The organism is Pseudomonas sp. BF-RE-25 (genome assembly GCF_019956105.1).
In the GTDB taxonomy this organism is placed as follows: Bacteria; Pseudomonadota; Gammaproteobacteria; order Pseudomonadales; family Pseudomonadaceae; genus Aquipseudomonas; species Aquipseudomonas migulae.
In genome coordinates this window covers 99,065-123,691 of sequence record NZ_JAHBDB010000001.1, presented here as the reverse complement: position 1 = coordinate 123,691, position 24,627 = coordinate 99,065, and the positions used below count along the sequence as shown (strand labels likewise).

Annotated in this window: 21 protein-coding genes; 17 read left to right on the top strand and 4 right to left on the bottom strand. The window is 61.9% G+C overall.

The genetic code is table 11. From position 1 onward, the window contains the following. Positions 1-37: 37 nt before the first annotated feature. From nrdR to KGB24_RS00515, 12 genes are all read left to right on the top strand, one after another. A complete protein-coding gene (nrdR, locus tag KGB24_RS00570; RefSeq protein ID WP_003228656.1) occupies positions 38-502 on the top strand; it encodes a transcriptional regulator NrdR in 465 nt (154 codons plus the stop codon). Then, complete coding sequence (gene ribD, locus KGB24_RS00565) at positions 499-1,632, top strand: bifunctional diaminohydroxyphosphoribosylaminopyrimidine deaminase/5-amino-6-(5-phosphoribosylamino)uracil reductase RibD (RefSeq protein ID WP_008033747.1); 1,134 nt, start codon at positions 499-501, stop codon at positions 1,630-1,632. The genes nrdR and ribD overlap by 4 nt, the downstream gene beginning before the upstream one ends. Positions 1,633-1,678: 46 nt before the next feature. Next, entirely contained in the window at positions 1,679-2,341 is a 663-nt protein-coding gene (locus tag KGB24_RS00560) for a riboflavin synthase (RefSeq protein ID WP_008033746.1), read from the top strand. A gap of 16 nt (positions 2,342-2,357) precedes the next feature. Beyond that, positions 2,358-3,449: a bifunctional 3,4-dihydroxy-2-butanone-4-phosphate synthase/GTP cyclohydrolase II gene (ribBA, locus tag KGB24_RS00555; protein WP_008033745.1), complete on the top strand. Its 1,092-nt coding sequence runs from the start codon at positions 2,358-2,360 to the stop codon at positions 3,447-3,449. Positions 3,450-3,540: 91 nt separating this feature from the next. Continuing rightward, positions 3,541-4,017 carry a 6,7-dimethyl-8-ribityllumazine synthase gene (gene ribE, locus KGB24_RS00550; RefSeq protein WP_003228649.1) on the top strand — a complete coding sequence of 159 codons (477 nt, stop codon included), beginning with the start codon at positions 3,541-3,543 and terminating at the stop codon, positions 4,015-4,017. Further along, a complete protein-coding gene (nusB, locus tag KGB24_RS00545) occupies positions 4,014-4,514 on the top strand; it encodes a transcription antitermination factor NusB (protein ID WP_178129415.1) in 501 nt (166 codons plus the stop codon). The genes ribE and nusB overlap by 4 nt, the downstream gene beginning before the upstream one ends. 27 nt (positions 4,515-4,541) lie before the next feature. Next, positions 4,542-5,507, top strand: coding sequence for a thiamine-phosphate kinase (gene thiL / locus KGB24_RS00540; protein WP_008042956.1), 966 nt, complete (start codon positions 4,542-4,544; stop codon positions 5,505-5,507). After that, positions 5,504-6,007: a phosphatidylglycerophosphatase A gene (locus tag KGB24_RS00535; protein WP_008033735.1), complete on the top strand. Its 504-nt coding sequence runs from the start codon at positions 5,504-5,506 to the stop codon at positions 6,005-6,007. Before thiL ends, KGB24_RS00535 begins: the two co-directional genes overlap by 4 nt. Positions 6,008-6,028: 21 nt before the next feature. After that, complete coding sequence (locus tag KGB24_RS00530; protein WP_223415639.1) at positions 6,029-6,766, top strand: substrate-binding periplasmic protein; 738 nt, start codon at positions 6,029-6,031, stop codon at positions 6,764-6,766. 232 nt (positions 6,767-6,998) lie between these two features. Next, positions 6,999-7,616 (top strand): GTP cyclohydrolase II, encoded by a 618-nt coding sequence (gene ribA / locus KGB24_RS00525; RefSeq protein ID WP_008033730.1) that lies wholly within the window; start codon positions 6,999-7,001, stop codon positions 7,614-7,616. After that, positions 7,613-8,032: a hypothetical protein gene (locus KGB24_RS00520; protein WP_008033728.1), complete on the top strand. Its 420-nt coding sequence runs from the start codon at positions 7,613-7,615 to the stop codon at positions 8,030-8,032. The genes ribA and KGB24_RS00520 overlap by 4 nt, the downstream gene beginning before the upstream one ends. Continuing rightward, positions 8,032-8,832 carry a cobalamin-binding protein gene (locus KGB24_RS00515; protein ID WP_223415640.1) on the top strand — a complete coding sequence of 267 codons (801 nt, stop codon included), beginning with the start codon at positions 8,032-8,034 and terminating at the stop codon, positions 8,830-8,832. Before KGB24_RS00520 ends, KGB24_RS00515 begins: the two co-directional genes overlap by 1 nt. 138 nt (positions 8,833-8,970) lie before the next feature. On the opposite strand, the gene KGB24_RS00510 is transcribed toward KGB24_RS00515, so the two are convergent. The 4 genes from KGB24_RS00510 to KGB24_RS00495 all read right to left on the bottom strand — a co-directional run bounded on the left by KGB24_RS00510 (position 8,971) and on the right by KGB24_RS00495 (position 14,099). After that, entirely contained in the window at positions 8,971-10,854 is a 1,884-nt protein-coding gene (locus KGB24_RS00510) for a TonB-dependent receptor domain-containing protein (protein WP_223415641.1), read from the bottom strand. Positions 10,855-10,982: 128 nt separating this feature from the next. Further along, a complete protein-coding gene (gene dxs / locus KGB24_RS00505; RefSeq protein ID WP_223415642.1) occupies positions 10,983-12,881 on the bottom strand; it encodes a 1-deoxy-D-xylulose-5-phosphate synthase in 1,899 nt (632 codons plus the stop codon). A 91-nt stretch (positions 12,882-12,972) separates the two neighbouring features. Then, on the bottom strand, positions 12,973-13,860 hold the full coding sequence (gene ispA, locus KGB24_RS00500; protein ID WP_008042967.1) for a (2E,6E)-farnesyl diphosphate synthase: 888 nt from the start codon (positions 13,858-13,860) through the stop codon (positions 12,973-12,975). Beyond that, positions 13,857-14,099 carry an exodeoxyribonuclease VII small subunit gene (locus KGB24_RS00495; protein ID WP_007894317.1) on the bottom strand — a complete coding sequence of 81 codons (243 nt, stop codon included), beginning with the start codon at positions 14,097-14,099 and terminating at the stop codon, positions 13,857-13,859. The genes ispA and KGB24_RS00495 overlap by 4 nt, the downstream gene beginning before the upstream one ends. Positions 14,100-15,265: 1,166 nt before the next feature. Here KGB24_RS00495 and KGB24_RS00490 point away from each other — a divergent pair. Genes KGB24_RS00490 through KGB24_RS00470 form a run of 5 tightly spaced genes read left to right on the top strand, consistent with a single transcriptional unit; the run spans position 15,266 to position 24,624 of the window. Further along, positions 15,266-16,057 (top strand): YfaP family protein, encoded by a 792-nt coding sequence (locus tag KGB24_RS00490; RefSeq protein WP_223415643.1) that lies wholly within the window; start codon positions 15,266-15,268, stop codon positions 16,055-16,057. Between the two features lie 36 nt (positions 16,058-16,093). Further along, a complete protein-coding gene (locus tag KGB24_RS00485) occupies positions 16,094-17,806 on the top strand; it encodes a DUF2138 domain-containing protein (protein ID WP_223415644.1) in 1,713 nt (570 codons plus the stop codon). Beyond that, the gene (locus tag KGB24_RS00480; RefSeq protein ID WP_411736641.1) at positions 17,791-18,441 is read left to right on the top strand and encodes a DUF1175 domain-containing protein; all 651 of its coding nucleotides are present in this window, start codon (positions 17,791-17,793) and stop codon (positions 18,439-18,441) included. Before KGB24_RS00485 ends, KGB24_RS00480 begins: the two co-directional genes overlap by 16 nt. After that, positions 18,438-23,003 carry an alpha-2-macroglobulin family protein gene (locus KGB24_RS00475; RefSeq protein ID WP_223415645.1) on the top strand — a complete coding sequence of 1,522 codons (4,566 nt, stop codon included), beginning with the start codon at positions 18,438-18,440 and terminating at the stop codon, positions 23,001-23,003. The genes KGB24_RS00480 and KGB24_RS00475 overlap by 4 nt, the downstream gene beginning before the upstream one ends. A gap of 1 nt (position 23,004) precedes the next feature. Then, positions 23,005-24,624: a DUF2300 domain-containing protein gene (locus KGB24_RS00470; protein ID WP_223415646.1), complete on the top strand. Its 1,620-nt coding sequence runs from the start codon at positions 23,005-23,007 to the stop codon at positions 24,622-24,624. Positions 24,625-24,627: the final 3 nt, after the last annotated feature.

Here is a 24,627-nt window from a genome sequence, read left to right as displayed (position 1 = left end):
GCTACCATGGCCCTCCCTTTTTTTGTTGCCTGCCACCATGCACTGTCCCTTCTGCGGTGCCAACGACACCAAGGTCATCGACTCGCGTCTGGTCGCCGAGGGCGAACAGGTGCGCCGCCGGCGCGAATGCCTGGCCTGCGGCGAGCGTTTCACGACGTTCGAAACCGCTGAACTGGTGTTGCCGCGCCTGATCAAAACCGACGGCAGCCGCCAGCCGTTCGACGAAGAAAAACTCCGCGCCGGCATGCAGCGTGCGCTGGAGAAGCGCCCGGTGAGTGTCGAGCGCCTCGAATCGTCGCTGGTGCACATCAAACACAAGCTGCGCGCCACCGGCGAGCGCGAGGTCAAGTCCCTCGTGGTCGGTGAACTGGTGATGGCCGAGCTGCAAAAGCTCGATGAAGTCGCCTACATTCGTTTCGCCTCCGTGTATCGGCGCTTCCAGGACCTCAACGAGTTCCGCGAAGAGATCGATCGCCTGGCCCGTGAGCCGGTGAAAGAATGACCACCTCCACAGAGCTTGCCATCCTCGACGCCCATTACATGGCTCGCGCCCTGGAACTGGCGCGCAAAGGCCATTACACGACGCATCCCAACCCGCGTGTTGGCTGCGTGATCGTGAAGGACGGGCAGATTGTCGGCGAAGGCTGGCACGAGCGCACCGGCGAACCCCACGCCGAAGTCCACGCGCTGCGCGCTGCGGGCGACAAGGCCCGTGGTGCCACCGCTTACGTGACCCTCGAACCGTGCAGCCACCACGGCCGCACGCCGCCTTGCGCCGATGCGCTGGTGAATGCCGGCCTCGCCCGCGTCGTCGCGGCGATGCAGGATCCGAACCCGTCGGTGGCCGGTCGTGGCATGCAGCGTCTGGCTCAGGCTGGCATTGCCATCGAAAGCGGTGTGCTGGAAGGCGAGGCACGCAAGCTCAATCAAGGCTTCCTTAAACGCATGGAACACGGCTTGCCGTTCGTGCGGGTCAAGTTGGCCATGAGCCTCGACGGTCGCACGGCGATGGAAAGCGGCGAAAGCCAATGGATCACCGGCCCGGCCGCACGTTCGGCGGTTCAACGCCTGCGCGCCCAGGCCAGCGTGGTGCTGACCGGCGCCGACACGGTGCTGGCGGATAACGCCCGTTTGACCGTGCGCGCTGACGAGTTGGGGCTGGACGCCGAGCAAACCGCATTGGCAATGAGCCGTCCGCCGCTGCGCGTTTTAATCGATGGCCGCCTGCGCGTGCCGCTCGATGCGCCATTCTTCAAGGCCGGTCCGGCGCTGGTCGCCACCTGCATGGCGATTGAAGAACAATACGCCAACGGCCCGGAATGCCTGATTGTGGCCGGTGACGATGGCTTGGTTGACCTGCGCAAGTTGCTGGTCGAACTGGCCAATCGCGGCGTCAACGAAGTGCTGGTCGAGGCCGGTCCGCGTCTGGCCGGGGCCTTTGCCCAGCAAGGTCTGGTGGACGAATTCCAGATTTTCATCGCCGGCAAGTTCCTGGGCTCTTCGGCCCGACCATTGCTCGACTGGCCGCTGGCGCAGATGAAAGACGCGCCCGAGCTCAAAATCACTGAAATCCGCGCGGTTGGCGATGACTGGCGAGTCATTGCCATTCCTGCGCCATCGGCGAGCGTATAATTCCGGGCCTGCGCCACGCGACGGCCCTGTTCTCGAGGAGGACTTCATGTTTACCGGCATCATCGAATCCATCGGCAGTATTCGTGCATTGACCCCAAAAGGCGGAGATGTGCGGGTCCATGTAGAAACCGGCAAGCTCGATCTGAGCGACGTCAAACTGGGCGACAGCATCGCGGTCAACGGCGTGTGCCTGACGGCCGTTGAGCTGCCAGGCAACGGCTTTGCCGCGGACGTCAGTCGCGAAACCCTCGACTGCACCGCCATGAACGACCTGAAAAGCGGCAGCCCGGTCAATCTGGAAAAAGCCCTGACCCCGACCACTCGCCTCGGCGGGCACCTGGTCAGCGGTCACGTCGATGGCGTGGGCGAGGTGGTTGCCCGCACCGAGAACGCACGTGCCGTGGAATTCCGCATCCGTGCACCGAAAGAACTGGCCAAGTACATCGCCCACAAAGGCTCGATCACCGTCGACGGCACCAGCCTGACCGTGAACGCGGTCGATGGCGCCGAGTTCCTGCTGACGATCATTCCGCACACCCTGAGCGAAACCATCATGGCGTCGTACCAGCCGGGTCGTCGGGTGAATCTGGAAGTGGACTTGCTGGCCCGTTACCTGGAGCGCCTGTTGCTGGGCGACAAGGCCGCAGAGCCAACCTCCAGTAACATTACCGAAAGCTTTCTGGCCGCCAACGGCTACCTCAAATCCTGACCCAAGGGGGTGCCTTGTGGCGCTCAATAGCATCGAAGAACTGGTTGAAGACATCCGCCAAGGCAAGATGGTCATCCTCATGGATGACGAAGACCGCGAGAACGAAGGCGACCTGATCATGGCCGCCGAGTGCTGCCAGGCCGAACACATCAATTTCATGGCCAAGCACGCCCGTGGCCTGATCTGCATGCCGATGAGCCGCGAGCGCTGCGAAACGCTGAAGCTGCCGCTGATGGCGCCACGCAACGGTTCCGGTTTCGGCACCAAGTTCACCGTGTCCATCGAAGCCGCCACCGGCGTGACCACCGGCATCTCCGCAGCCGACCGTGCGCGCACCGTGCAGGCCGCTGCCGCGAAAGACGCCAAGGCCGAAGACATCGTCAGCCCCGGCCACATCTTCCCGCTGATGGCCCAGGCCGGTGGCACCCTGGCTCGCGCCGGCCACACTGAAGCTGCCTGCGACCTCGCGCGCATGGCCGGTTTCGAGCCGAGCGGCGTGATCTGCGAAGTGATGAACGACGACGGCACCATGTCCCGTCGCGCCGAACTGGAAGCTTTCGCCGCCGAGCACAACATCAAGATCGGCACCATCGCCGACCTGATCCACTACCGGATGATCCACGAACGTACCGTTCAGCGGATTGCCGAGCAGCCTCTGGACAGCGAACTGGGCCAATTCAATCTGGTGACCTATCGTGATTCCGTGGAAGGCGACGTGCACATGGCCCTGACCCTGGGCACCGTGTGCGCCGAAGAACCGACCCTGGTTCGCGTGCATAACATGGACCCGCTGCGCGACCTGTTGATGGTCAAGCAACCGGGCCGCTGGAGCCTGCGCGCCGCCATGGCCGCGGTTGCCGAGGCTGGCAGCGGCGTGGTGCTGTTGCTCGGTCACCCGCTCGATGGCGACGTGTTGCTGGCGCACATCCGCGAAACCGCCGATCACGCAGCCGTGAAAAAACCGACCACCTACAGCATCGTCGGTGCCGGTTCGCAGATCCTTCGGGACCTGGGCGTGCGCAAAATGCGCCTGATGTCTGCGCCAATGAAATTTAATGCGATATCCGGTTTCGATCTGGAAGTTGTAGAATACGTGCCCTCCGAATAATGACCGGTTGTTCCCGGCCTTGTATTCGCGGTTCAAATATCACTGAGGGACGCGTAGAAGACGCGTCCCGGCTCTTTAAGAGAACTAACGAATGACCCTGAAGACCATCGAAGGTACCTTCATCGCCCCTAAAGGCCGCTACGCTTTGGTAGTGGGCCGTTTCAACAGCTTCGTTGTTGAAAGCCTGGTCAGCGGTGCAGTTGATGCCCTGGTTCGCCATGGCGTGAGCGAAAGCGACATCACCATCATCCGCGCACCTGGCGCCTTCGAAATCCCGCTGGTTGCGCAGAAAGTCGCTCAGAAGGGCGAGTTCGCAGCCATCATCGCTCTGGGCGCGGTCATTCGTGGCGGTACTCCGCACTTCGAATACGTGGCGGGCGAATGCACCAAGGGCTTGGCCCAGGTGTCCATGGAGTTCGGCGTTCCGGTTGCCTTCGGCGTCCTGACCGTTGATTCCATCGAGCAAGCCATCGAACGTTCCGGCACCAAGGCCGGTAACAAAGGAGCCGAAGCTGCCCTGTCCGCTCTGGAAATGGTCAGCCTGCTGGCGCAGTTGGAGGCCAAGTGATTAGCGACGAAAGCGATCGTTTCAACCCGCGCGATCCAAAGCCTGCGGATGCCGGCAAGCCATCGAAAAGCGTCAAGCGTCGCGAAGCCCGTCAGCTCGCGACTCAGGCGCTGTACCAATGGCACATGGCCAGGCAATCGCTGAACGAGATCGAAGCGCAGTTCCGGGTCGATAACGATTTCAGCGATGTCGACGGCGCCTACTTCCGTGAAATCCTGCATGGGGTTCCGGCGCAGAAGGACAAGATCGACGCAGCACTCAAGCCTTGCCTGGACCTGACCATCGAAGAGCTGGACCCGGTTGAACTGGCAGTATTGCGCCTGTCCACCTGGGAACTGCTCGAGCGCGTCGACGTGCCTTACCGCGTTGTGATCAACGAAGGTATCGAACTGGCGAAAGTCTTCGGTTCCACCGACGGCCACAAGTTCGTCAACGGTGTACTCGACAAGCTGGCCCCGCGTCTGCGTGAAGCTGAAGTGAAGGCGTTCAAGCGCTGATTGGCGCTTGAACTCTTTGTCTCAGCCATGGGCGAGTTTGAGCTGATCCGCAATTTCTTCGCCGCCGCGCCTTGTGCGCAGGGCGGCGAAGGCGTTGCCCTCGGGATCGGCGATGACTGCGCCTTGCTCGCTGTTCCCCCCGGGGAGCAGCTGGCGATTTCCACCGACACGCTCGTGGCCGGTGTGCATTTCGCAGACCCCTGCGACCCGTTTCTGCTCGGTCAGCGTTCGCTGGCCGTGGCCGTCAGTGATCTGGCGGCCATGGGCGCCACCCCCGTTGCCTTTACCCTTGCCCTGACCTTGCCGACGGTAACCGCCGATTGGCTGGACGCCTATGCCCGTGGTTTGAACCGCATGGCGCAGAACTGCGGTGTCGCGCTGGTGGGGGGCGACACTACCCGTGGGCCGTTGAGCCTGACCATGACCGTGTTCGGGCGTGTGCCAAGTGGTTTGGCGTTGACCCGCAGCGGTGCGCAACCAGGCGACCTGCTGTGTGTCGGCGGTGAGCTGGGCAATGCCGCCGGTGCCTTGCCGCTGGTGCTCGGTCAGCGCACGGCTGAAGCCGCCATCGCCGATCCGCTGCTGGCGCATTACTGGTCGCCACAGCCGCAACTCGCACTGGGCCAGGCGTTGCGCGGTAAAGCCACTTCGGCGCTGGACATCTCCGATGGCTTGCTCGCCGACTGCGGGCACATCGCGCTCGCGTCGAGGGTCGGCATTCAGGTTGAGCGGGACCGCTTGCCGCTGTCGAAGGCCCTGGTGGCTTTCCTCGGTCAATCGGGCGCCGAACACGCCGCCCAGAGCGGTGGTGACGATTACGTACTGGCCTTCACCTTACCGTCCGTCGAGTTGCCGGGGTTGCTGGCAGATGGCTGGCCAATCCATGTGATCGGGCGCGTGGTCACGGGGCAGGGCGTTGTGCTGCTGGATGCCGCCGGACAAGACATCACCCCGCAAGCACGGGGCTATCAACATTTTCGGGAGACACCGTGACAGATCATCCCAAACAGGTTCCGGCGGAATTCGTACCGCCGTCGGTCTGGCGCAATCCCTGGCATTTCCTGGCGTTCGGCTTCGGTTCGGGCACCTTGCCAAAGGCACCGGGCACCTGGGGTTCGTTAGTTGCGCTACCCTTTATTCCGTTGTGGCAGATGCTGCCCGACTGGGGTTACTGGCTGATGCTGGGCATCACCATGCTGTTCGGCTTCTGGTTGTGCGGCAAAGTGGCCGACGATTTGCGGGTGCACGACCACGAAGGCATCGTCTGGGACGAAATGGTCGGGATGTGGATCACCCTGTGGCTGGTGCCGGAAGGCTGGTACTGGTTGCTCGCAGGTTTTCTGGTGTTCCGCTTCTTCGACATCCTCAAGCCGTGGCCGATTCACTGGATTGACCGGCATGTGCACGGTGGTGTCGGGATCATGCTCGACGACGTATTGGCCGGAGTGTTCGCGTGGCTGGCGATGCAGGGGCTGGTATGGATTTTCGCCTGAGTGGCGGAACAGGGAACTAGGATGGCTCGACGCTGGTTGGCTGTGATGGGTTTCGCACTGTTTGCTTCGCTCGCCCAGGCTGGGGAGGCAGTGACAACGCCATCGGTGATTCATCTGGCCAGCGAAGACTGGGAAGACTACACCGCCGCCGATGGCCATGGCCTGGGTTGGGACGTGTTGCGCGAAGTCTTCGAGCCCGCCGGCGTCAAACTGGACATCCGGACGGAACCCTACATTCGCGCCATCGGCCTGGCGCAGCGTGGAGAAGTGGACGCCTGTGTCGGTGGTTATCGGGATGACGTCAGCGATCTGCTGTATCCGCGCTGGAATTACGACACCGATCACATCTACGCCCTGGGGCTGGCCAGCAATCCTGCGCCGACGCCGCAGACGCTGGGCAACTACCGGCTGGCCTGGGTCCGGGGTTACGACTTCCAGGACTACCTGCCCAACGTACGTCGCTATAACGAGGTAATGCGGCGCACCGGTATTCTGTCGATGCTGACCCACAACCGTGTCGACTACTACATCGACGCGCTGACCGAGGTGGATTACGTGCTCCGCTGGACCAAGGATCCGTCCCAGTTCCGGCGCACGCACATCGCGGAATTGCCGCTGTACCTGTGCTTTGCCAATACGCCCAAGGCGCGAAAACTGATGGCGCTGTTCGACCAGCGAATGGACGTGCTGGTCAAAAACGGCCAGTTGAAACCGATTTTCGAACGCTGGAAACAGCCGTATCCGTTCGATCAGAATTGAACAGGGCCTTTGTAGGAGCCGGCTTGCCGGCGATGGCGTCCGTCCAGTCACTAAATTAATCGTCTGACCCACCGCTATCGCCGGCAAGCCGGCTCCTACAGGTTCTGATGCGGGGCTGTGATCAAACTTTTAGATCGTTATGCTCCATAATTCAGCCTAAGCGTCTGTAGGAACCTGCTGTTACAATGCCGCGTCTGCGAATCTCCAGTACTTATTGATCAGGAGCACACCGGTGCCTGTCGTTTTTGTCGCCGCTTCCAAGCTGCCAACGCCTTTTGCGCAATTCACCATGCACGGCTTTCTCGATGAAGAGAACGGGCGCGAGCACGTTGTACTGAGCCTCGGTGAGTTCGACGACGGTGCCCCGGTACTCGGCCGCTTGCACTCTGAATGCCTGACCGGCGATGCCTTGTTCAGCCAGCGTTGCGACTGCGGCTCGCAACTCGAGGCTGCCTTGCAGGCCATCGCCCGCGAAGGCCGTGGCGTGTTGCTGTATTTGCGTCAGGAAGGCCGTGGCATTGGCCTGCTGAACAAAATCCGCGCCTATGAATTGCAGGACGGCGGCGCCGACACCGTTGAAGCCAACGAGCGTCTGGGCTTCGCCGCCGATCAGCGCGACTACGCCATGTGCCTGCCGATGCTTGAGCACCTGGGCGTGAAATCCCTGCGCCTGATGACCAACAACCCGCGCAAGGTCAAAGCCTTGACCGACATGGGTATCGTCGTCGCCGAGCGCGTGCCGCTGCACACTGGCCACAATCCGCACAACAAACTCTACCTGGCCACCAAGGCCAGCAAGCTCGACCACATGATGGGCAACGAGCATCAGGGTGAGGTAGACCGGGCGTGACCCGCGGTCAAGTGCGTCGCCGACTGTCCGTCAGCTGGTGGCAATACCTGGCGCTGGCCCTGCTGCCGCTGTTCGTGATCAACGGCGTGTTTGGCCAGGGCGAGGCGATCCTGCCGGTGCTGGCGATGCCGCTGTTCATCGCCGGTGTGGCCTCGATGTTTGTCAGCCTGAAGTTTTTCGGTGGCTACAAACACGCACTGATCGCCACCCAGAAAGCCCTCGATACCCCTGAAGAGCCCGCCGCGTGGATTGTCCTGGCTGCCAAGCGTCGTACAGCGTTTCTGGCCGCTGGTTTACCGGCCTGGATCGGTGCGTTGGCCGTATTCGTTGGGCTTGAAGCGGTGCCGTTGGTGCTGTTGGCGCTGTCGACCACGGTGCTGTTCTACCTCTACCGTATCCCGCGTCAACTCGGCTGATGCGCCGCATCGGGCTGGCGGTTTTGCTGCTGGTCGTCAGCAGCCTGACCTCTGCGGTCGAGCGCGTCGTCAGCCTCGCGCCGTCTCTCTCTGAAATCGTCGTTGAGCTGGGTTCTGCAGATCTTCTGGTCGGCGTACTGGATGCCGGTGATCGTCCTGCTGAACTCAAAGACCTGCCTTCCGTTGGCCGTTACGGCCAGTTGGACATGGAGCGGTTGCTCAGCCTCAAACCCGATTTGTTGCTGCTCTGGCCCGGCAGTGTCGGCTCGGCCCAGCGTGAACAACTCAAGCGCCTGAACATCCCCACGTACGTCGCCGACCCCCACACTCTTGACCAACTGACCGCGCAAATCGAGGCGATTGCTACGCAGCTCGGCCGGCCCGAGCGAGGCGTGTCATTGGCCAGCGACCTGCGTCAGCGCCTTGATGCACTGCGCCAGCGCTATCGGCGGGATGAACCGCTGCGGGTGTTTTATCAGGTCTGGGATCGTCCGCTGTACACCGTCGGTGGCGGGCAGATCATCAGCGATGCACTGGACGTGTGCGGCGCGCGCAATGTGTTTGCCGACCTGACATTGCCGGCGCCGCAGGTCAGCGTGGAGGCGGTGTTGCAGCGTAATCCCGAGGTGATTCTGGCCAGTGATCAGGCGCAGCTGGAGGCGTGGAAGGCCTGGCCGCAAGTGGCGGCGGTGTCGCAGGGGCGATTGCGGTTGGTGACGGATAAAGGGCTGGAGCGGCCGAGTGGGCAGATGATCGAGGCGACGGCCAAGCTCTGCCAATTGATAGCGCCCGACCGGTGAGACCGAGGTGTGGCCTTCGCGAGCAGGCTCGCTCCCACAGTTGATCTGAGGTGTTCACAGTTTCTGTGGTCACAGGAGATCCAATGTGGGAGCGAGCCTGCTCGCGATGGGGCCAGATCTAATACTGCAAACTCAGAATCAGATCTCCGGCGTCCAGGTCACCCCAAACATCCACGCCCGACCTTCTTCGCGATACCCATACTGACTGCCGTCATGGCTGTACAACGCCCGGCTGTAACCCTTGTCCAGCAGGTTATCGACCTTCAGCTCAAGCTTGATCTCACGATTCAGCTCCCAACTGCTGCGCAGCCCCAACAGCGCATACCCGCCTAACGGCTGCTGATTGTTCTCATCGTCAAAGCTGCTACTCACCGCTTGCCAACTGGCGCCGAGACCCAGTCGATCAAACTGTCGATCCAGATCCAGGCTCAACGTCCGCCGTGCACGACGCGCCAGGGTGTGCCCGCTGTCGCGATCCCGCGGGTCGATGAACGCCACGCCAAGGTTGCTCTGCCAACCGAACAGCTCCTGCTTCAACGCCGCTTCAAACCCGTTGATCCGTGCCGAGGCGACGTTCTGCGGGCGGTTGCTGCTGCCGAAGATAATCGCGTCCTTGAGATCGGTGCGATACAGCGAGGCTTCGAGGCGGCTGTTTTCGGTTAGCTGACTGCGCCATTGCAGCTCGTAGCTTTTCGAAGTTTCAGGCTTCAGGTCCGGATTGCTGAAATTCGGGTAATACAAATCATTGAACGTCGGTGCGCGAAAGCCTTCGCTGTAGGTCAGCAGCACATCGTTGTCCGGGTTCAACGGCAGGGTGAAGGTGCCGCTCCAGCTGTTCTGGCTGCCGAACTGCTGGTTCTGGTCGCGGCGCAGGCCCAGTTCCGTGGAAAAGCTGTCGGCTTGATAGCGATGCTGGATAAATGCCGCACGGTTCCAGCGACTGTCCTCGTCGAATGCGGTGCTGCTGTTGATGCGGTCTTCGTACCAATCACCGCCGAGGATCAGGCTGTTGCGCGCGTCGAGCGTCAGGTCGTTCTGCCAGTTCACCGAGTCTCGGTAGGTGTTGAACACGCTGCGTTCATCGCTGAGCTTGTCGAAGGTCTGCTCGCGGTTTTCGCTGTGGCCGAACTCAACGCGGGTTTTCCATCGGTCGTTGATGCGCGCATCGAGGTAACTGCTGAGGCTGCTCACCGTGAATTCGTTGTAAGGCTGCTGCTGGACCGACTCGAAGGTGGTGGTATCGAAGCGACCGAACGGGTTGTCGAACGCGCTTTTGCCACGGTTATCCAGCAAGTTGGCGCCGATTTCGAGGTCATCGGTGAGGGCGTGACTCAGGCTCAGGCTCACCGACTTGTTGCGATACTCATCGTGATCACCATCGCTGGGGTACGACGCGTGGGTGCGATTGATCCCGGCGGTCTCATCGAGACTGGCGCCCAGGTTGAAGCGGGTTTGCTCATCGCCACCGGACACGCCAAGGCTGCGCTCCCACGTCTGGTTGCTGCCAAAACCCATGTGCAGACGCGGTTGCAGGCCTTGTTCGGTGCCACGACGGGTGAAAATCTGGATCACCCCGCCAATCGCATCGCTGCCATAAATCACCGAGCGGGAGCCGCGCAGCACTTCCACGCGCTCGACTTGCTCGATGTTGATGTGTTGCAGGTTGCTGTCGCCGGAAGTCGAGTTGCCGATGCGTTGACCGTCCACCAGCACCAGGCTCTGAGCGGATTTGGTGCCGCGAATGTAAACCCCCGGCAAGCTGCCGCGCCCACCGGTCTGCCCGACTTGCACACCCGGCACGCGACGCAGCAGGTCGGTGACGCTGCCCGGTTGCAGGCGGTCGATGTCGTCGCGGGTGAACACGGTGTTGGCGGCGCTGCTGTCGTTGCGCGCTTCGACCTGGCGGTTGGCGCTGATCAGCACGTCGGGCAGCTTCAGGGCTTGATCGCGTTCGAAGGTGTCGGCCAGGAGCGGGCCGGACGGCAGAAGGGTCAGCGTCAGGGCTAGGCGGGAGAGTTTCATGGGTAATCCGTAGCAAACACGGGACTTGTAGGAGCGAGGCTTGCCCGCGAAGAGGCCATAACATTCAACATTTATGTTGACCGTTAGATCGTCTTCGCGGGCAAGCCTCGCTCCTACAGGGGGAGGGGTTACTGAGCTAGCAGTTGCAGGCGTTCGCGGATCGAGGCCTCGATCCCAGCCTCATCCAGCCCGCACTCGGCCAGCATTTGCGCGGGCTTGGCGTGTTCGACGTAAAGGTCCGGCAAGCCCAGGTGCAGCACCGACTTGAGGATGTTCTCGCGGGCGAGGAATTCGCTGACCGCGCCACCGGCGCCGCCCATGATCGCGTTCTCTTCTATGGTCACCAGCAACTCGTGGCTGCCGGCGATTTCGCGAACCAGCTCTTCATCCAGCGGTTTGACGAAACGCATGTCGACTACGGTGGCCTCCAGCGTCTCGGCGACTTTCAGCGCCTCGGCCAATTGCACGCCGAACACCAGCAGGGCGACTTTGCTGCCCTGACGGCGAACCACGCCTTTGCCGATTTCGATTGGTTGCAGGTCTTTCTCGATCGTTGCGTTCGGGCCGTTGCCGCGCGGGTAACGCACCGCCGCCGGGCCGTTGTACAGATGGCCCGTGGTGAGCATTTTGCGCAGTTCGTTTTCGTCGCTCGGGGTCATCACCAGCATGCCGGGGATGCAACGCAGGAACGACAGGTCGAAACTGCCGGCGTGCGTCGGGCCGTCTTCGCCGACCAGACCGGCGCGGTCGATGGCGAACAAGACGTCGAGGTTTTGCACCGCCACATCGTGAACAAGCTGATCGTAGCCACGTTGCAGGAACGTCGAGTAGATCGCCACCACCGGTTTCGCGCCTTCACAGGCCATACCCGCCGCAAAGGTGACGGCGTGCTGTTCGGCAATCGCCACGTCGAAATAGCGCAGCGGGAAACGCTCGCTGAAGGCCACCAGGTCGGAGCCTTCTTTCATCGCCGGGGTGATGCCCACCAAGCGTGGATCGGTCGCGGCCATGTCGCACAGCCATTCGCCGAACACACCGGAATACTTCGGACCGCTGGCTTTTTTCGGCGCAGCGGCCGGAGCGTCCAGCGGTTCGAGTTTGGTGATGGCGTGGTAACCGATCGGGTCGACTTCCGCCGGGGCGAAGCCTTTGCCTTTCTTGGTGACGATGTGCAGGAACTGCGGGCCTTTGAGGTCGCGCATGTTGCGCAGGGTGGCGATCAGGGTCGGCAGGTCGTGGCCATCGATCGGGCCGATGTAGTTCCAGCCCAGCTCTTCGAACAGCGTGCCGGGAACCAGCATGCCTTTGGCGTATTCTTCGGTGCGACGGGCGATTTCCCAGGCGCCGGGCAGGCGCGACAGGACCTTTTTGCTGCCTTCACGCATGCTCGCGTAGGTGCGGCTGGAAAGGATTTTCGCCAGGTAATTCGACAAACCACCGACGTTGCGCGAGATCGACATGTCGTTGTCGTTGAGGATCACCAGCATGTTGGCGTCCACTTCCGGCGCGTGGTTCAGCGCCTCGAACGCCATGCCGGCGGTCAACGCGCCGTCGCCGATCACGGCAATCGCCTTGCGATCACTGTTTTGCAGGCGGGCGGCAATGGCCATGCCCAGCGCAGCGCTGATCGACGTGCTGGAGTGGCCGACGCCAAAGGTGTCGTACTCGCTCTCGGAACGACGCGGGAAGGCGGCGACGCCATCCTTCTGGCGCAGGGTGCCCATGCGCTCGCGACGGCCGGTGAGGATCTTGTGCGGATAGGCCTGATGACCCACGTCCCACACCAGCCGGTCGTCCGGGGTGTCGAAGACGTAATGCAACGCGATGGTCAGCTCGATGACGCCCAGGCCGGCACCGAAATGCCCGCCGGTCTGACCGACCGTGTAGAGCAATTCCAGGCGCAACTCATCGGCCAGGGTTTCCAGCTCGGCTTCGCCTAACCGGCGCAGGCCGTCCGGCGTGTTGGCACGGTCGAGCAGGGGCGTGGTCGGGCGCTTGCGGGGAATCTCATGAAACGTCGTGGGCATCAGGCGAATCGTTATAGGTATAGAAGAGGCGGCAGTTTACCTGATGCATCGGCCCCTGCCCACGCGTTGCTCTTTTTTGGCGGATACGCTGTCAGCTGCGCCGTTCGACGATATACCGGGCCAAATCGCGCAATGGCTCGGCGGCCGCGTCAAACGGTCGCAGCGCATGCAGGGCCTGATCGCGCAGTTCCAGCGCGTAGGCTTTGGCCGCATCGAGGCCGAGCAGGGCCGGGTAGGTCGGTTTGTCGCGCGCGATGTCGGCGCCCTGGCGTTTGCCGAGGGTTTCGGTATCGCTTTCGACGTCGAGAATGTCGTCCTGCACCTGGAAGGCCAGGCCGATGGCCTGTGCATAAGTCTGCAAGGACTTCAGTTCGTCTTTCTCGGCACGACCGCTGGCGAGGGCGCCGAGTTTGACGCTGGCCTCGATCAGCGCGCCGGTCTTGTGCCGGTGCATGTATTCGAGGGCTTTCTGATCGAGCTTCAAGCCGACCGAGCCGAGGTCGATGGCTTGACCGCCGACCATGCCGGCTGGGCCTGCTGCCAACGCCAGCGCGCTGACCATTTGCAGGCGGATCTCAGCGTCCGACGAGCTCAGGCGCGGGTCGAGCAGGGCGCTGAAGGCCAGGCTCTGCAAGCCGTCACCGGCGAGAATCGCGCAGGCTTCATCGAATTTTTTGTGGGTGGTCGGCTGGCCGCGACGCAGATCGTCGTCGTCCATCGCCGGCAAATCGTCGTGCACCAGCGAATAAGCGTGGATCAGTTCCACCGCGCAGGCAGCGCCGTTGGCTTGCTCGGGCTTGCCGCCCAGCGCTTCGCACGCTGCGTAGGCCAGCAGCGGACGTACGCGTTTGCCGCCGTTCATCACGCTGTAGCGCATGGCTTCGTAGAGCCGCGCGAGTTCCGGGCTTGGTGCGTTGAACAGGGTTTCCAGTGCCGCGTTGACGCGGGCCTGGCTCGTCGCCGAATACGCTGCAATCATTCTGGTTGATCCGCGTCGAAGGGTTCCTCGGCGAGTTCGCCATCACGTTCGAGCAGCACTTGAACCTTCTGCTCGGCCTGGGCCAGCGCTGCCTGGCAATCACGGGTCAGACCGATGCCTTGCTCGAAAGCCGTCAGCGAGTCTTCCAGCGACAGTTCGCCGTTCTCCAGTCGCTCTACCAGCGTTTGCAGGTCGGCGAGGGATTGTTCGAAATCCAGTGCAGCTTTTTTGCGGGCCATGGCGGCGATTTCCGGTTGACGTTAAACCGGCGCGACACTAGCAGACATGGGGGTTATGGGCAAATGAGGGCATTGTTTGTTGTGCGGTTGGTTGGGGGGATATCCGTTTTTGCGGTAACGGCGGCTGGCGGTTTCGCCCTTGCGGCGAGTCACTTGGAAGAGCCCCAAGTAACCAAGGGCTTTTGCCCCTTTCGTTCGGTGCCTCGCTGTGGTCCTGCTCCGGTCCTGCTCCGTGGGCCCGCCGCGATCGGCCATCCATGGCCGGGGGCGGCTAACCCGGCATCCATGCCGGGTTGCCCACTGCGCAGAACCTGCGCTCGGCCTCTCGAGGGGGCGTGTACCTCAAGATCAAAAGCGGAAGGCGAGCTAACGCTCGGCCTGATGAGTGGTGAAAATCAATAGCAAACGCGATTCCCTGTAGGAGCCAGCTTGCTGGCGATGGCGGTGGGTCAGGCAATGAGTGCGTGACTGAATGGACGCCATCGCCGGCAAGCCGGCTCCTACAGGGGGATGCGTACGAACAAAGAGCCAGGTCGGCTGGCAGGCCGCCTCGTTTTTGCTTTGGCTTTTGATCTTGATCTGCCCCGTCGGAAGGCCGAGTGGAGGTTCTGCGCAGTGGGCAACCCGGCATGGATGCCGGGTTAGCCGCCCCCGGCCATGGATGGCCGATCGCGGCGGGCCCACGGAGCAGGACCGGAGCGAGGGTATGCCGAGCCTTGGCGAGGCACCGTACGTCAGGGGCGCAGGCGCTTGGTTACTTGGCGCTTTTCCAAGTAACCCGCCGTAAGGGCGGAACCAATAGCCGTCGTTACCCCAGTAATGGATATGTACACCATCAAAAAACTCGTCACCAGACACACAGCCTTCGCGAGCAAGCCCGCTCCCACAAGGGCACCGGATACATCCGCAGGACCACCCCGCTAACTGCTTTCTCAGGTAACAGCACTACTGCAGTGACGAGGATTATTCGGCCCACACCCAACAATCATCGTGATCCCTCCCGCAATTCAAGATGTATCCGATTGTTAAAAACCCGCCAAATGGCTAACCTTCGCGCCTTCTACGACCCAATAGTCACGGGTCTTTCTGACGAAACGCAGTATTTGGATCTGTAACGCGCCGAGGATCAGGCGCAAGGTTTCGTTATGCATGGCAGGAGGCATCACATGCGTTCATTTCTTCTATTGCTGATGGGGTGGGTCTGCGCGACCGCCGCCTGGGCCGAGCCGACAGCCGAGCTGTCGGAACCGGTGGGCGGCTGGCGCTACAACGGCCTGCTCGATCGCAGCGAAAACCCGCAAGTCGCCTACCCAACGCCGCCCATCGACCGGGGCGTACAGCGCAATCGCACGATGATCGAAGGCCAGCTCAAGGCCATCGGCACTCAGCACGGACCACACACGCTGGCGGTCAACGGCAATCCTCTGAACCTGTACACCGACGACCAGGGACGTTTCGCCCGGCCCTACGCGTTTGGCGCGGGCTCCAACAGCGTCGAAGTGCGCAGCGCCGAAGGCCAGTCCCTCAAGCGCGTCCAGTTCTATGAGGCCAATAACCTGCGTACCCCGGCGCGGATTCGCGTGGTGCTGGGTTGGGACGATCCGAAAGCCGAGCTCGACCTGCACATCATTACCCCCGACGGCCAACATGCGTTCTGGGCTCGCCCGGCGATGAGCAACGGCGGCGGCCTCGACCCGGACGGCGTCGACGGCCCCGGCCCGGAAATGTTCACCATGACCGCGCCGCTGCATGGCACCTATCTGGTTTACGTGAACTATTGGGGCAACTTCGGCAGCGGCGGCTATAACTTCGATGAGACCAGCAACCAGAACGAGGTGATCACCTCGCAGATCAACCTGGTGCTGAACGAAAACACCGTCGACGAAAAACGCGAGACCTTCATCGTGCCCCTGCGCGCGATCGGTGACCTGCTGCTGGTCAAGACTTTCAACTATTAAGCATCCCGCACCACGGATGAACTGGGCGTTGTGAACATGAGCGATAACACTGTTACCCCGGCTGCTGACGCACCTGCTGCCAAACCTTCCCGGCGCTGGCCATTGCTGTTGGGCGGGCTGATCCTGGTGGCTGGCGTGGCGGCCGGACTTGGCTGGTTCATGCACAAACCCAAGGCGCCGGCGGCGCAATTGGCCAGCGACAAACTGGGCATGAGCCGCCCGGACGGCCTGCTCGAAACCCGCTCCTTGAGCCAGTTGCCCAAGGACTTGCTGGCGGTGCCGTTCCTCAAGGAAACCCTGACCGAAGATTTCGTCTTCTATTACGAAGCCCATGCCGATCGCCTCGGCTTGATCGGCAGTCTGCGGCGGATCATCTACGAACATGACCTGAAGTTGCAGGACAGCCTGATCGAGCAGCTTTTCGATCAACCGGCGGATGTCGCGTTGTGGCGCGGGGCGGATGGTCGCCTGAAGGACTTTTTGTTGGTGATGGATCGCGGTGGTCTGGCCAAGGTGCTGGAGCCGCTGGCCAAAGTGGCGCTGGATGATTCGCAGCTGACACAACTCGGTGACATCAAGGTCGCCGGCGATACGGTGCCGCTGTATCAGCTCACCTACAACAACAGCAAGGCGCTGCTGTTTGCCTCTCATGGCGACAAGCTGGTGGTTCTGTCCAATCCTTCGAAACTGTACGACAACAGTAATGGCCCGATCGATGAGCCTGGGATGGTTTCGACTCAATCGCTGGAAGCATTGCTCGGCGGTCAGAAACTCTTCCCCGAAGCCTTCGGCCTGCCACTGCGCGCGCCGGAAGTGAAACAACGCCTGTCGGTCAATTCCAGCGTGCTGGCGATGGGTTACCAGCGGTTCATCCCGAACTTCGCCGGCCTGCGTTTCGACATGGACGACAAGGGCTGGCACAGCTTCCTCGCCATGGACGAACTGGAGAACCAGCCGGACTTCGATTTCAAACCGATCTGGCAAGCCATGCCGATGGGCGCCAGCGCTTGCGTGGCCTTGCCGCTCGCCGCCGAACAACAGAAACCGCTGCTGGTGAAACTCGGCGCCGAAGAACCCGTGGCCCAGGCGCTGACCGAGCACATGGCCGGTGCCGCCGGCCTGTGCTGGTACGCCGATTCGCGGCTGTACACGCCGCTGCTGGTGGCCAGTCTGAATGACGACGACAGCGCCAAACTCGACGGTGACCTGGGTAGCTTGTTCAGCTCGATGGTCGGCGCCTACGAAGGCAACGTCGAAGAGCACGCGTTCCCGGTGGTCGAGAAACAGGAGGGTGAAAACCGCCAGTGGCAGCGTCAGGTCAGTTCCAATTTCGGTCCTTACAAAGCCAAGGACGCCGAGGACCCGAACGCGATCACCGGCAAGGCCTTCATGCGCGTGAGCCTGGCGCGCCACGGTTCGACGCTGCTGTTCTCCCTCGACGACAAGCTCGTGGACAAAGCCCTCGGCACCCTCGACAAACGCTTCCCGCCGATGGCCGACGTGGTGCCGAAAGACCTGTTGATGCCGATCTATTTCGGCCCGGATTCCATGGCGCAGCTGATGCAACAGGAAACCCTCGATAGCCTGCCGCAGGACATGGAACCGGTGTTCTACAACGCCGCGCAAACTTACCTGATCCCGAAACTGCGCAAGCTCGGCGGCTACGGCAAATACGCGCTGACGTTGCCGGAAGGCAGCGAGCCCGACGGCCATTGGCAATGGCTGCCGCTGGAATGGAAAGCGCTGTGACCGCACTTATCCGAGGCCTCGGCCTGCTGGCGATGTTGCTGGGCAGTCGGGTATTTGCCAGTGACGCCTCGCCGCTCGATGTGCAGCAATCCCAGGTGTTCCGCGCCTGGTTCGTGCGCATCGCCCAAGAGCAACTGACCCAGGGCCCGAGCCCGCGCTGGTATCAGCAGGACTGCGCGGGGCTGGTGCGTTTTGCCGCCAACGAAGCGCTGAAAGTCCATGACGACAAATGGCTGCGCAGCAATGGTCTGTCCAACCGCTACCTGCCGCCGGAGCTGCAATTGAGCGAGGCGCAACGCGGTCTTGCACAGCAATGGCAGCAGGGCGGCGGCAAGGTCGGGCCGTACGTCAACGCGATCAAACTGATTCAGTTCAACAGCCATCTGGTTGGCCGCGACCTGGCGCAAGCCCGGCCCGGCGACCTGATGTTTTTCGATCAGGGCGACGACCAGCACCTGATGATCTGGATGGGCCGCTACATCGCCTATCACACCGGCACCACAACCCCCACTGACAACGGCATGCGTTCCGCGAGCCTGCAGCAACTCATGACATGGAAGGACACCCGATGGATACCCGACGCAGCCAACCCCAACTTCATCGGCGTCTATCGACTGAACTTTCTCTCCCAATGACCGGTGCCCGCATGCTGCGTTTTCTGTCTCTACTGTTGGTATTGGTCCTGCCTATTTCGGCAGTGAATGCCGAAGACACCGTCGAACCGAGCGGCTACACGCCGGTGGCCGGTGAAAGCTTTTTCCTGCTGGCGGACAGCAGTTTCGCCAGCGACGAACAGGCGATGGTGCGCCTCGAAGCACCGGGCCGTGACTATCGTCGTTTCCGCATGGAGCCTTACGGCGGCGCGGACATTCGTGTGTACCGCATCGACAAACCGCTGGATTTCCTCAAGCGCCAGAAGAACCTGCACCGCGTGGTCAGCGACGGTCAGTTCAAGGGTGAAGGCCTGTCGAACACCCTCGCGTACCTGTGGGACAACTGGTACCGCAAATCCCGTCGCGTGATGCAGCGGGCGTTTTCCTACGAGTCGCGTAAACAAGTCACCGAGGAAGTGCCTGAGCTGAAGATGGGCACTGCGATTGCCGCGCCAACGCCTTACGACGCGCAGCCGCAATTCGCACTGATTCCGGGCCTGCCGGTGGTCAGTCAGTTCCGTTATCCACTGTGGCAAGCCAAACCGATCCAGCCGCCTGAGGGCGTGAACCTCGCCGGTTCGTCCAGCGAGTTCGTCACTGTCGCGCCGGGCAATGTGTACATCCCGTTGGGCAATCTGAAGCCGGGCCTGTACCTGGTGGAAGCGCTGATCGGCAAGTACCGCGCGACCACCATGGTCTTCGTTTCCAACACCGTGGCCGTGAGCAAGATTGCCGGTGATGAACTGCTGGTCTGGGCCGCACGTAAACACGAAGGCAGTTCGGTGCCGAAGGTCAATGTGTTGTGGACCGATGGCCTCGGCGTGATGAGCAGTGGCGCCACCGATGCTGATGGTTTACTGCGCCTGAAGCACGTCAGCCCGGAGCGTTCGTTCGTGATCGGCGAGGACGAAGAGGGCGGGGTGTTTGTCTCCGAGAACTTCTATTACGACAGCGAAATCTACGACACCAAACTCTATGCGTTTACGGACCGGCCGCTGTATCGGCCGGGGGATTGGGTTTCGCTGAAAATCGTCGGTCGCGAGTTCAAGAACGCCCGTGATTCGGTGTTGCCGACGGCGGCTGATGTGAATGTCACGGTGCTCGATGCCACCGGCACCGCGCTGCAAACGCTGGTGCTGAAGCTGGATTCCAAGGCCGGCACACAAGGTCGTTTCCAGCTACCGGACAACGCGGTCGCGGGCGGTTATGAACTGCGTTTCAGCTACAAGGATCAGGCCTATAGCAGCGCCTTCCGTGTCGCTGAATACATCAAGCCGCATTTCGAAATATCCCTGAACCTGGCCAAGCAGGATTACCGCACCGGCGAGCCGGTGAAAGGCAGCCTCGTGCTGTTGTACCCGGACGGCAAACCCGTCGCGAATGCCAAGTTGAGCCTGAGCCTGCGCGCCCAGCAACTGTCGATGGTCGATAACGAGCTGCAATACCTCGGGCAATTCCCGGTGGAGCTGACCAGCACCGAACTGACCACCGACTCTAAAGGCAACGCGACCCTTGATCTGCCCGCCGCCGAGAAACCGAGCCGTTACATGCTCACCGTTTTCGCCAGCGATGGCGCGGCGTATCGGGTCAAGACCACCAAGGAAATCCTCATCGACCGTGGCGCCGCGAGTTTCCGCTTGAGCGCGCCGCAGCGCTTCAGTGCGGTGGGCGACAAGGTTGCATTCAGCTACCTGAATGAAGGCGGCAGCGAGCAGAGCAAAGCGGTCACGCCGAGCGGCTACAGCTGGGTGCGTCTGGAAGATCAGACCACGGGCGAAGGCAAACTGGCGGCAAGCGATAAAGGCTTCACATTGGCCTTCGAACGTCCGGGGACTTACAACCTGACGTTGAAGGATGATCATGGTCGCGTGATCGGCGCGACCGGGCATTCGGTCACTGGTGATGGCGTCAAAGCCGTGCCCGGCACCGTGGAAATCGTCCTCGATAAACCCGAGTACAAGGCGGGCGACGAAGCCCTCGCGCTGATCACTTTCCCTGAGCCTGTCAGCGATGCCTTGCTGTCGCTGGAACGCGACAAGGTCGAGGCCACGGCGTTGATGTCGAAGGGCGGCGACTGGCTGAAAATGGAAAAACTCAGCGACACCCAATACCGCGCGCGCATTCCGGTGAAGGATAACTTTGCGCCGAACCTGACGTTCTCTGTGTTGTACACCAAGGGTGGCCAGTACAGCTTCCAGAACGCCGGCATCAAGGTGGTTGCGCCGCAAATCGACGTCGCCATCGTCACCGATAAAGAGGTGTATCAGCCGGGTGATACGGTGTCCGTGGACCTGACAACGCAGTTCGCCGGCAAGCCGATTCCGGCGCACCTGACGGTCAGCGTCGTCGACGAAATGGTCTACGCGCTGCAACCGGAAGTCGCGCCAACCATCGACCAGTTCTTCTATCACCCGCGCCGCAATAACGTGCGCACCAGCGCCAGTCTGTCGTTCATCAGCTACGACGTCGCGTTGCCGGGCAGCCCCGGTGCACCGGGCAAAGCCAATCGCAGCGAACGTGGTGTGAAAGTGCTGGAGCGGCCGCGTCGTGAGGACGTCGACACCGCCGCGTGGCAGCCGGAATTGATCACCGACGCCAATGGCAAAACCCGCTTCACCTTCAAGATGCCGGACTCGCTGACCCGCTGGCGCATCACCGCGCGCGCCATCGCCGATGACGGTCAGGTCGGGCAGAAAAAGCAATTTCTGCGCTCGGAAAAACCGCTGTACCTGAAGTGGAGCGGCCCGACCAAATTCCGCAGTGGCGACAAACCGGACCTCGGCGTGTTTGCCTTCAGCCAGGCGGAAAAACCGGTCAAGGCTGAGCTGGTGATTCATTACGCAGGTGCCGAACAGCGCGTGCCCGTGACGCTGAACAACGGCATCAATTACATCGCGCTGCCGGCGTTTGCGTTGTCCAGTGGCGAGTGGACCGCCGAGCTGGTGCAGGACGGCAAAACCGCTGACACCCTGGCCGTGCGTCTGATCGCGACCGGCGAAGGTTGGCTCGTTACGCAGAGTCAAAGTCTGGATGTGGCCAGCGGTGATACGCCGCTGACCTTGCCGGCAGATGCGACGGACATTCGCCTGCGTCTGGATGACAGCCCGCAAGCGCTGTTCCGTTCGGCGCTGGATGATTTGCTCAGCTATCCGTACGGCGGCGTCGAGCAGACGGCCAGTCGTTTGTTGCCGTTGAGCATTGCGTACCCGACCTTGTCGTCGAACCCGCAGATCCGCGATCGCTTGCGCCTGATCATGCAGAACAGCCGTCTGCGCCTGGTGCAAATGGCCGGGCCATCGGCGAGCTTCACCTGGTGGGGCATGGACGGTGAGCCGGACGCGTTCCTCACTGCGTACGCCTATTACGCCGACTGGCACGCCAGCAAGGCGCTGGAACTGAGCCTGCCGGCGGAGCATTGGCAGCGGGTGCTGGAGGTCTATTCGAAGCAGGCGAAAAACACGCCGCTGTTGCAGCGTGCGTTGATCCTGTCGTTCGCCAAACAGATGCAATTGCCGGTCAACACGTTGCTCAGTGGTTTGATGGATGACCTGGCGAAAGCGGGCGAGGGCAATGCCGCGACGCTGATGGAGGATGGCGAAGACAGCATTGTCATGAGCGATCCGGATTCGGCGTTGGGTCTGGCGGCGGCGCGTGCGTTGACCGCTTCTTTGGCGAAGCAGTCGAAGGTCAATCTGCCGGATGCTTTCAATCGGCAACTGGCGGATGCGCAACAGCGTCTGGCCGTCAGTTCGCAGCCGTTTGCCGAAGCCTTGAACCTGTCGCTGCAAAGCTTCGATCAGGCTCATGCACAAGCGTTGTTGCAACGTTTGCTGCCACAGCAATCGACCCTGGAGCGCGCATTGGCGCTGACCTGGTTGCAACGCAGCATTGAGCAGGCTTCGCCCACCATCGCACTGGCTCCGGGTGAAGGCTGGAAGAAAAAATACGGTGATACCGGTGAGATGTATTGGACGTGGCAGGGCGCTTCGCCGGTGCCGGCAGTGCTGGCGCTGACCGGGACACAAGAGCGCCCGTTGCGTGCCGCGTTGAGTTTCCAGACCAAACAACCGCCGGTTGATCCGATGGCGGTGACCATCACCCGTCGCTTGTCGCGATTGTTGCCGGGTGATGAAGCCTTCACCTTCAAACTGGAAGCGGTGGGCACCAAGCCGTTGTCCAGCGACAGCCTGTATCTGGACGAAGTGATCATCACCAGCAAAGCCGCGAAACCGCTGCGCTACGGCATGATCGAAGTGCCGCTGCCACCGGGCGCGGATGTCGAGCGCACCACGTGGGGCATCAAGTTGATGGGCAAGGCGGGCACTGAACCGACGGCGTTGGAGAAGGCACGCTTCGAGCCGGGGCAGATGGCTTACGCAATTCCGGTGGATGCCTTGAGCGGCGAATTGCGTTTGCGTCACTTGGTGCGCTTCTCGCAGAAAGGCCAGTTCAACCTGCCGCCGGTGCGCGTCACTCAGGTCTACGCGCCGCAGCATCAGGCTCAGGAACAGAAACCGGCGCTTGGTCAGGTCACGGTCAACTGACATGACCCGGCGTTTGCTTTGGTGGCTGCTGTGTTTGATCCCTGCGCTGGCGACGGCGCAGGACGAGCCGCTGCGTCTGGGCTTCAAGGGTGAATTGCTGTCGCTGAGCCGAACTCAGGTGATTGCCCGCGAGCCGTTGCCTTCGGATTTGCAAACGCCATTGGGCAGTCTGTGGAAGTTGTTTGTGTACGGCTGGCTGGTGGATACCGGCGCCCGTGAGCCCGCGTATGAGTGTCGCGGGCAGTCGAAAGAAGAAGTCTATTGCTGCACCGCAGGCGGCAAGATCGAGCGTGATCAGGCGCTGGTGAAGTCCTGCGGCTTGTACTTCGAGCCTACGCGGTTGGGCATTGCTGGCGCGGATTGGCGCACGTATTGGCAGGCACGGCAGGCGCCGGAGTGGTTGCTGGACTTGCCTTCATTGCAGCCATCCACGCGAGTGTCGGTGGTTGAATTGCTTAAAGTGCTGGCCGTGATGCCCGCGCAGGATCAGGCACGGCGAGTGTTGCTGGATGTGGTGTTGAATGCCGCCGACGGCAATGTCGTGGGCGAACTCGGTGGCCGATTGCGGGTGAAAACCTGGAGCTGGTTGGGTGATCAGGATCCATCGTCGCGTCAGGGTGGGTTTGCCGGTTGGCTGGCCGATGGCACGCCGATCTGGGCGGGTGGACGCGGGACCAGTCAAATGGTGCTGCGCAATTATGGTGAGGCGTTGGCTTCGGTGCTGCCGGTTGAATGGCCTCTGGATGCGGGGCGCTGCGTCGAAGTCGGTCTGTTTTCTCGTTATCCGATCGGGCGGGTTCTGGCGGGGGATCGTGTTGTTTCTTCCGGACCATTGCAGGGCGATTTTCGCGTCGAGTTTTCTAATGGCAACCAACTCGATATCCATAGCGACGGAGAACTGTTTTTGGTGGGCGATAAATTGATCGCCCGTCTGGACCGCGAAGAATATGTCGCTCGCGTCCTGCAACGAGAAGCCAAAGCCGAACCTGCTGAAGCAGCTAAAGCACTGGCCATCGCGATAAGAACCTACCTGCTGCAAAACGCCACCCGCAACGGCGACTGCCTGAGCATCGACGACAGCAGCAGCCGCCAACGCGTCGCCCCACGCCCGGCCACCGCCGAATCACGCAACATCGCCGCATGGACCAGTGACCTGGTACTCGCCGGCAGCACCGTCACCTATCACTCCGACCAACCCGGCCCGGACAAACTCTCCTGGCAACACGCCGTCGAACAAGCCAACGCCGGCCAGCGCTACGACGCCATCCTGCTGCACGCCTACCCGCGCGCGAGCCTCAGCCGCTGGGACAACCCCGTCGCCTCCTGCGAAGCACTGCCCGCCGCCCAAGACTGGCTGCAAACCCAACGCCGCGGCTGGCGCCAACGCCTCGAAAACGAAACCGGCTACAACGAAGTCAGCACCTTCGCCGTCTGCCGCCTGGCCTTCGGCCGCCCCTACGTCGACCGCGAGCGTCAGCGCATTTACGTGCGCGGCGTGCTGTCGCTGCAAGACCGCCTCGACCTGACCCACGAATACCTGCACCTGGCCTTCGAAGCACACCCCAACGGCCAGGATGAAACCTACATCGAAGGGCTCGCCCGCCACCTCTTGCTGGAATAGGCC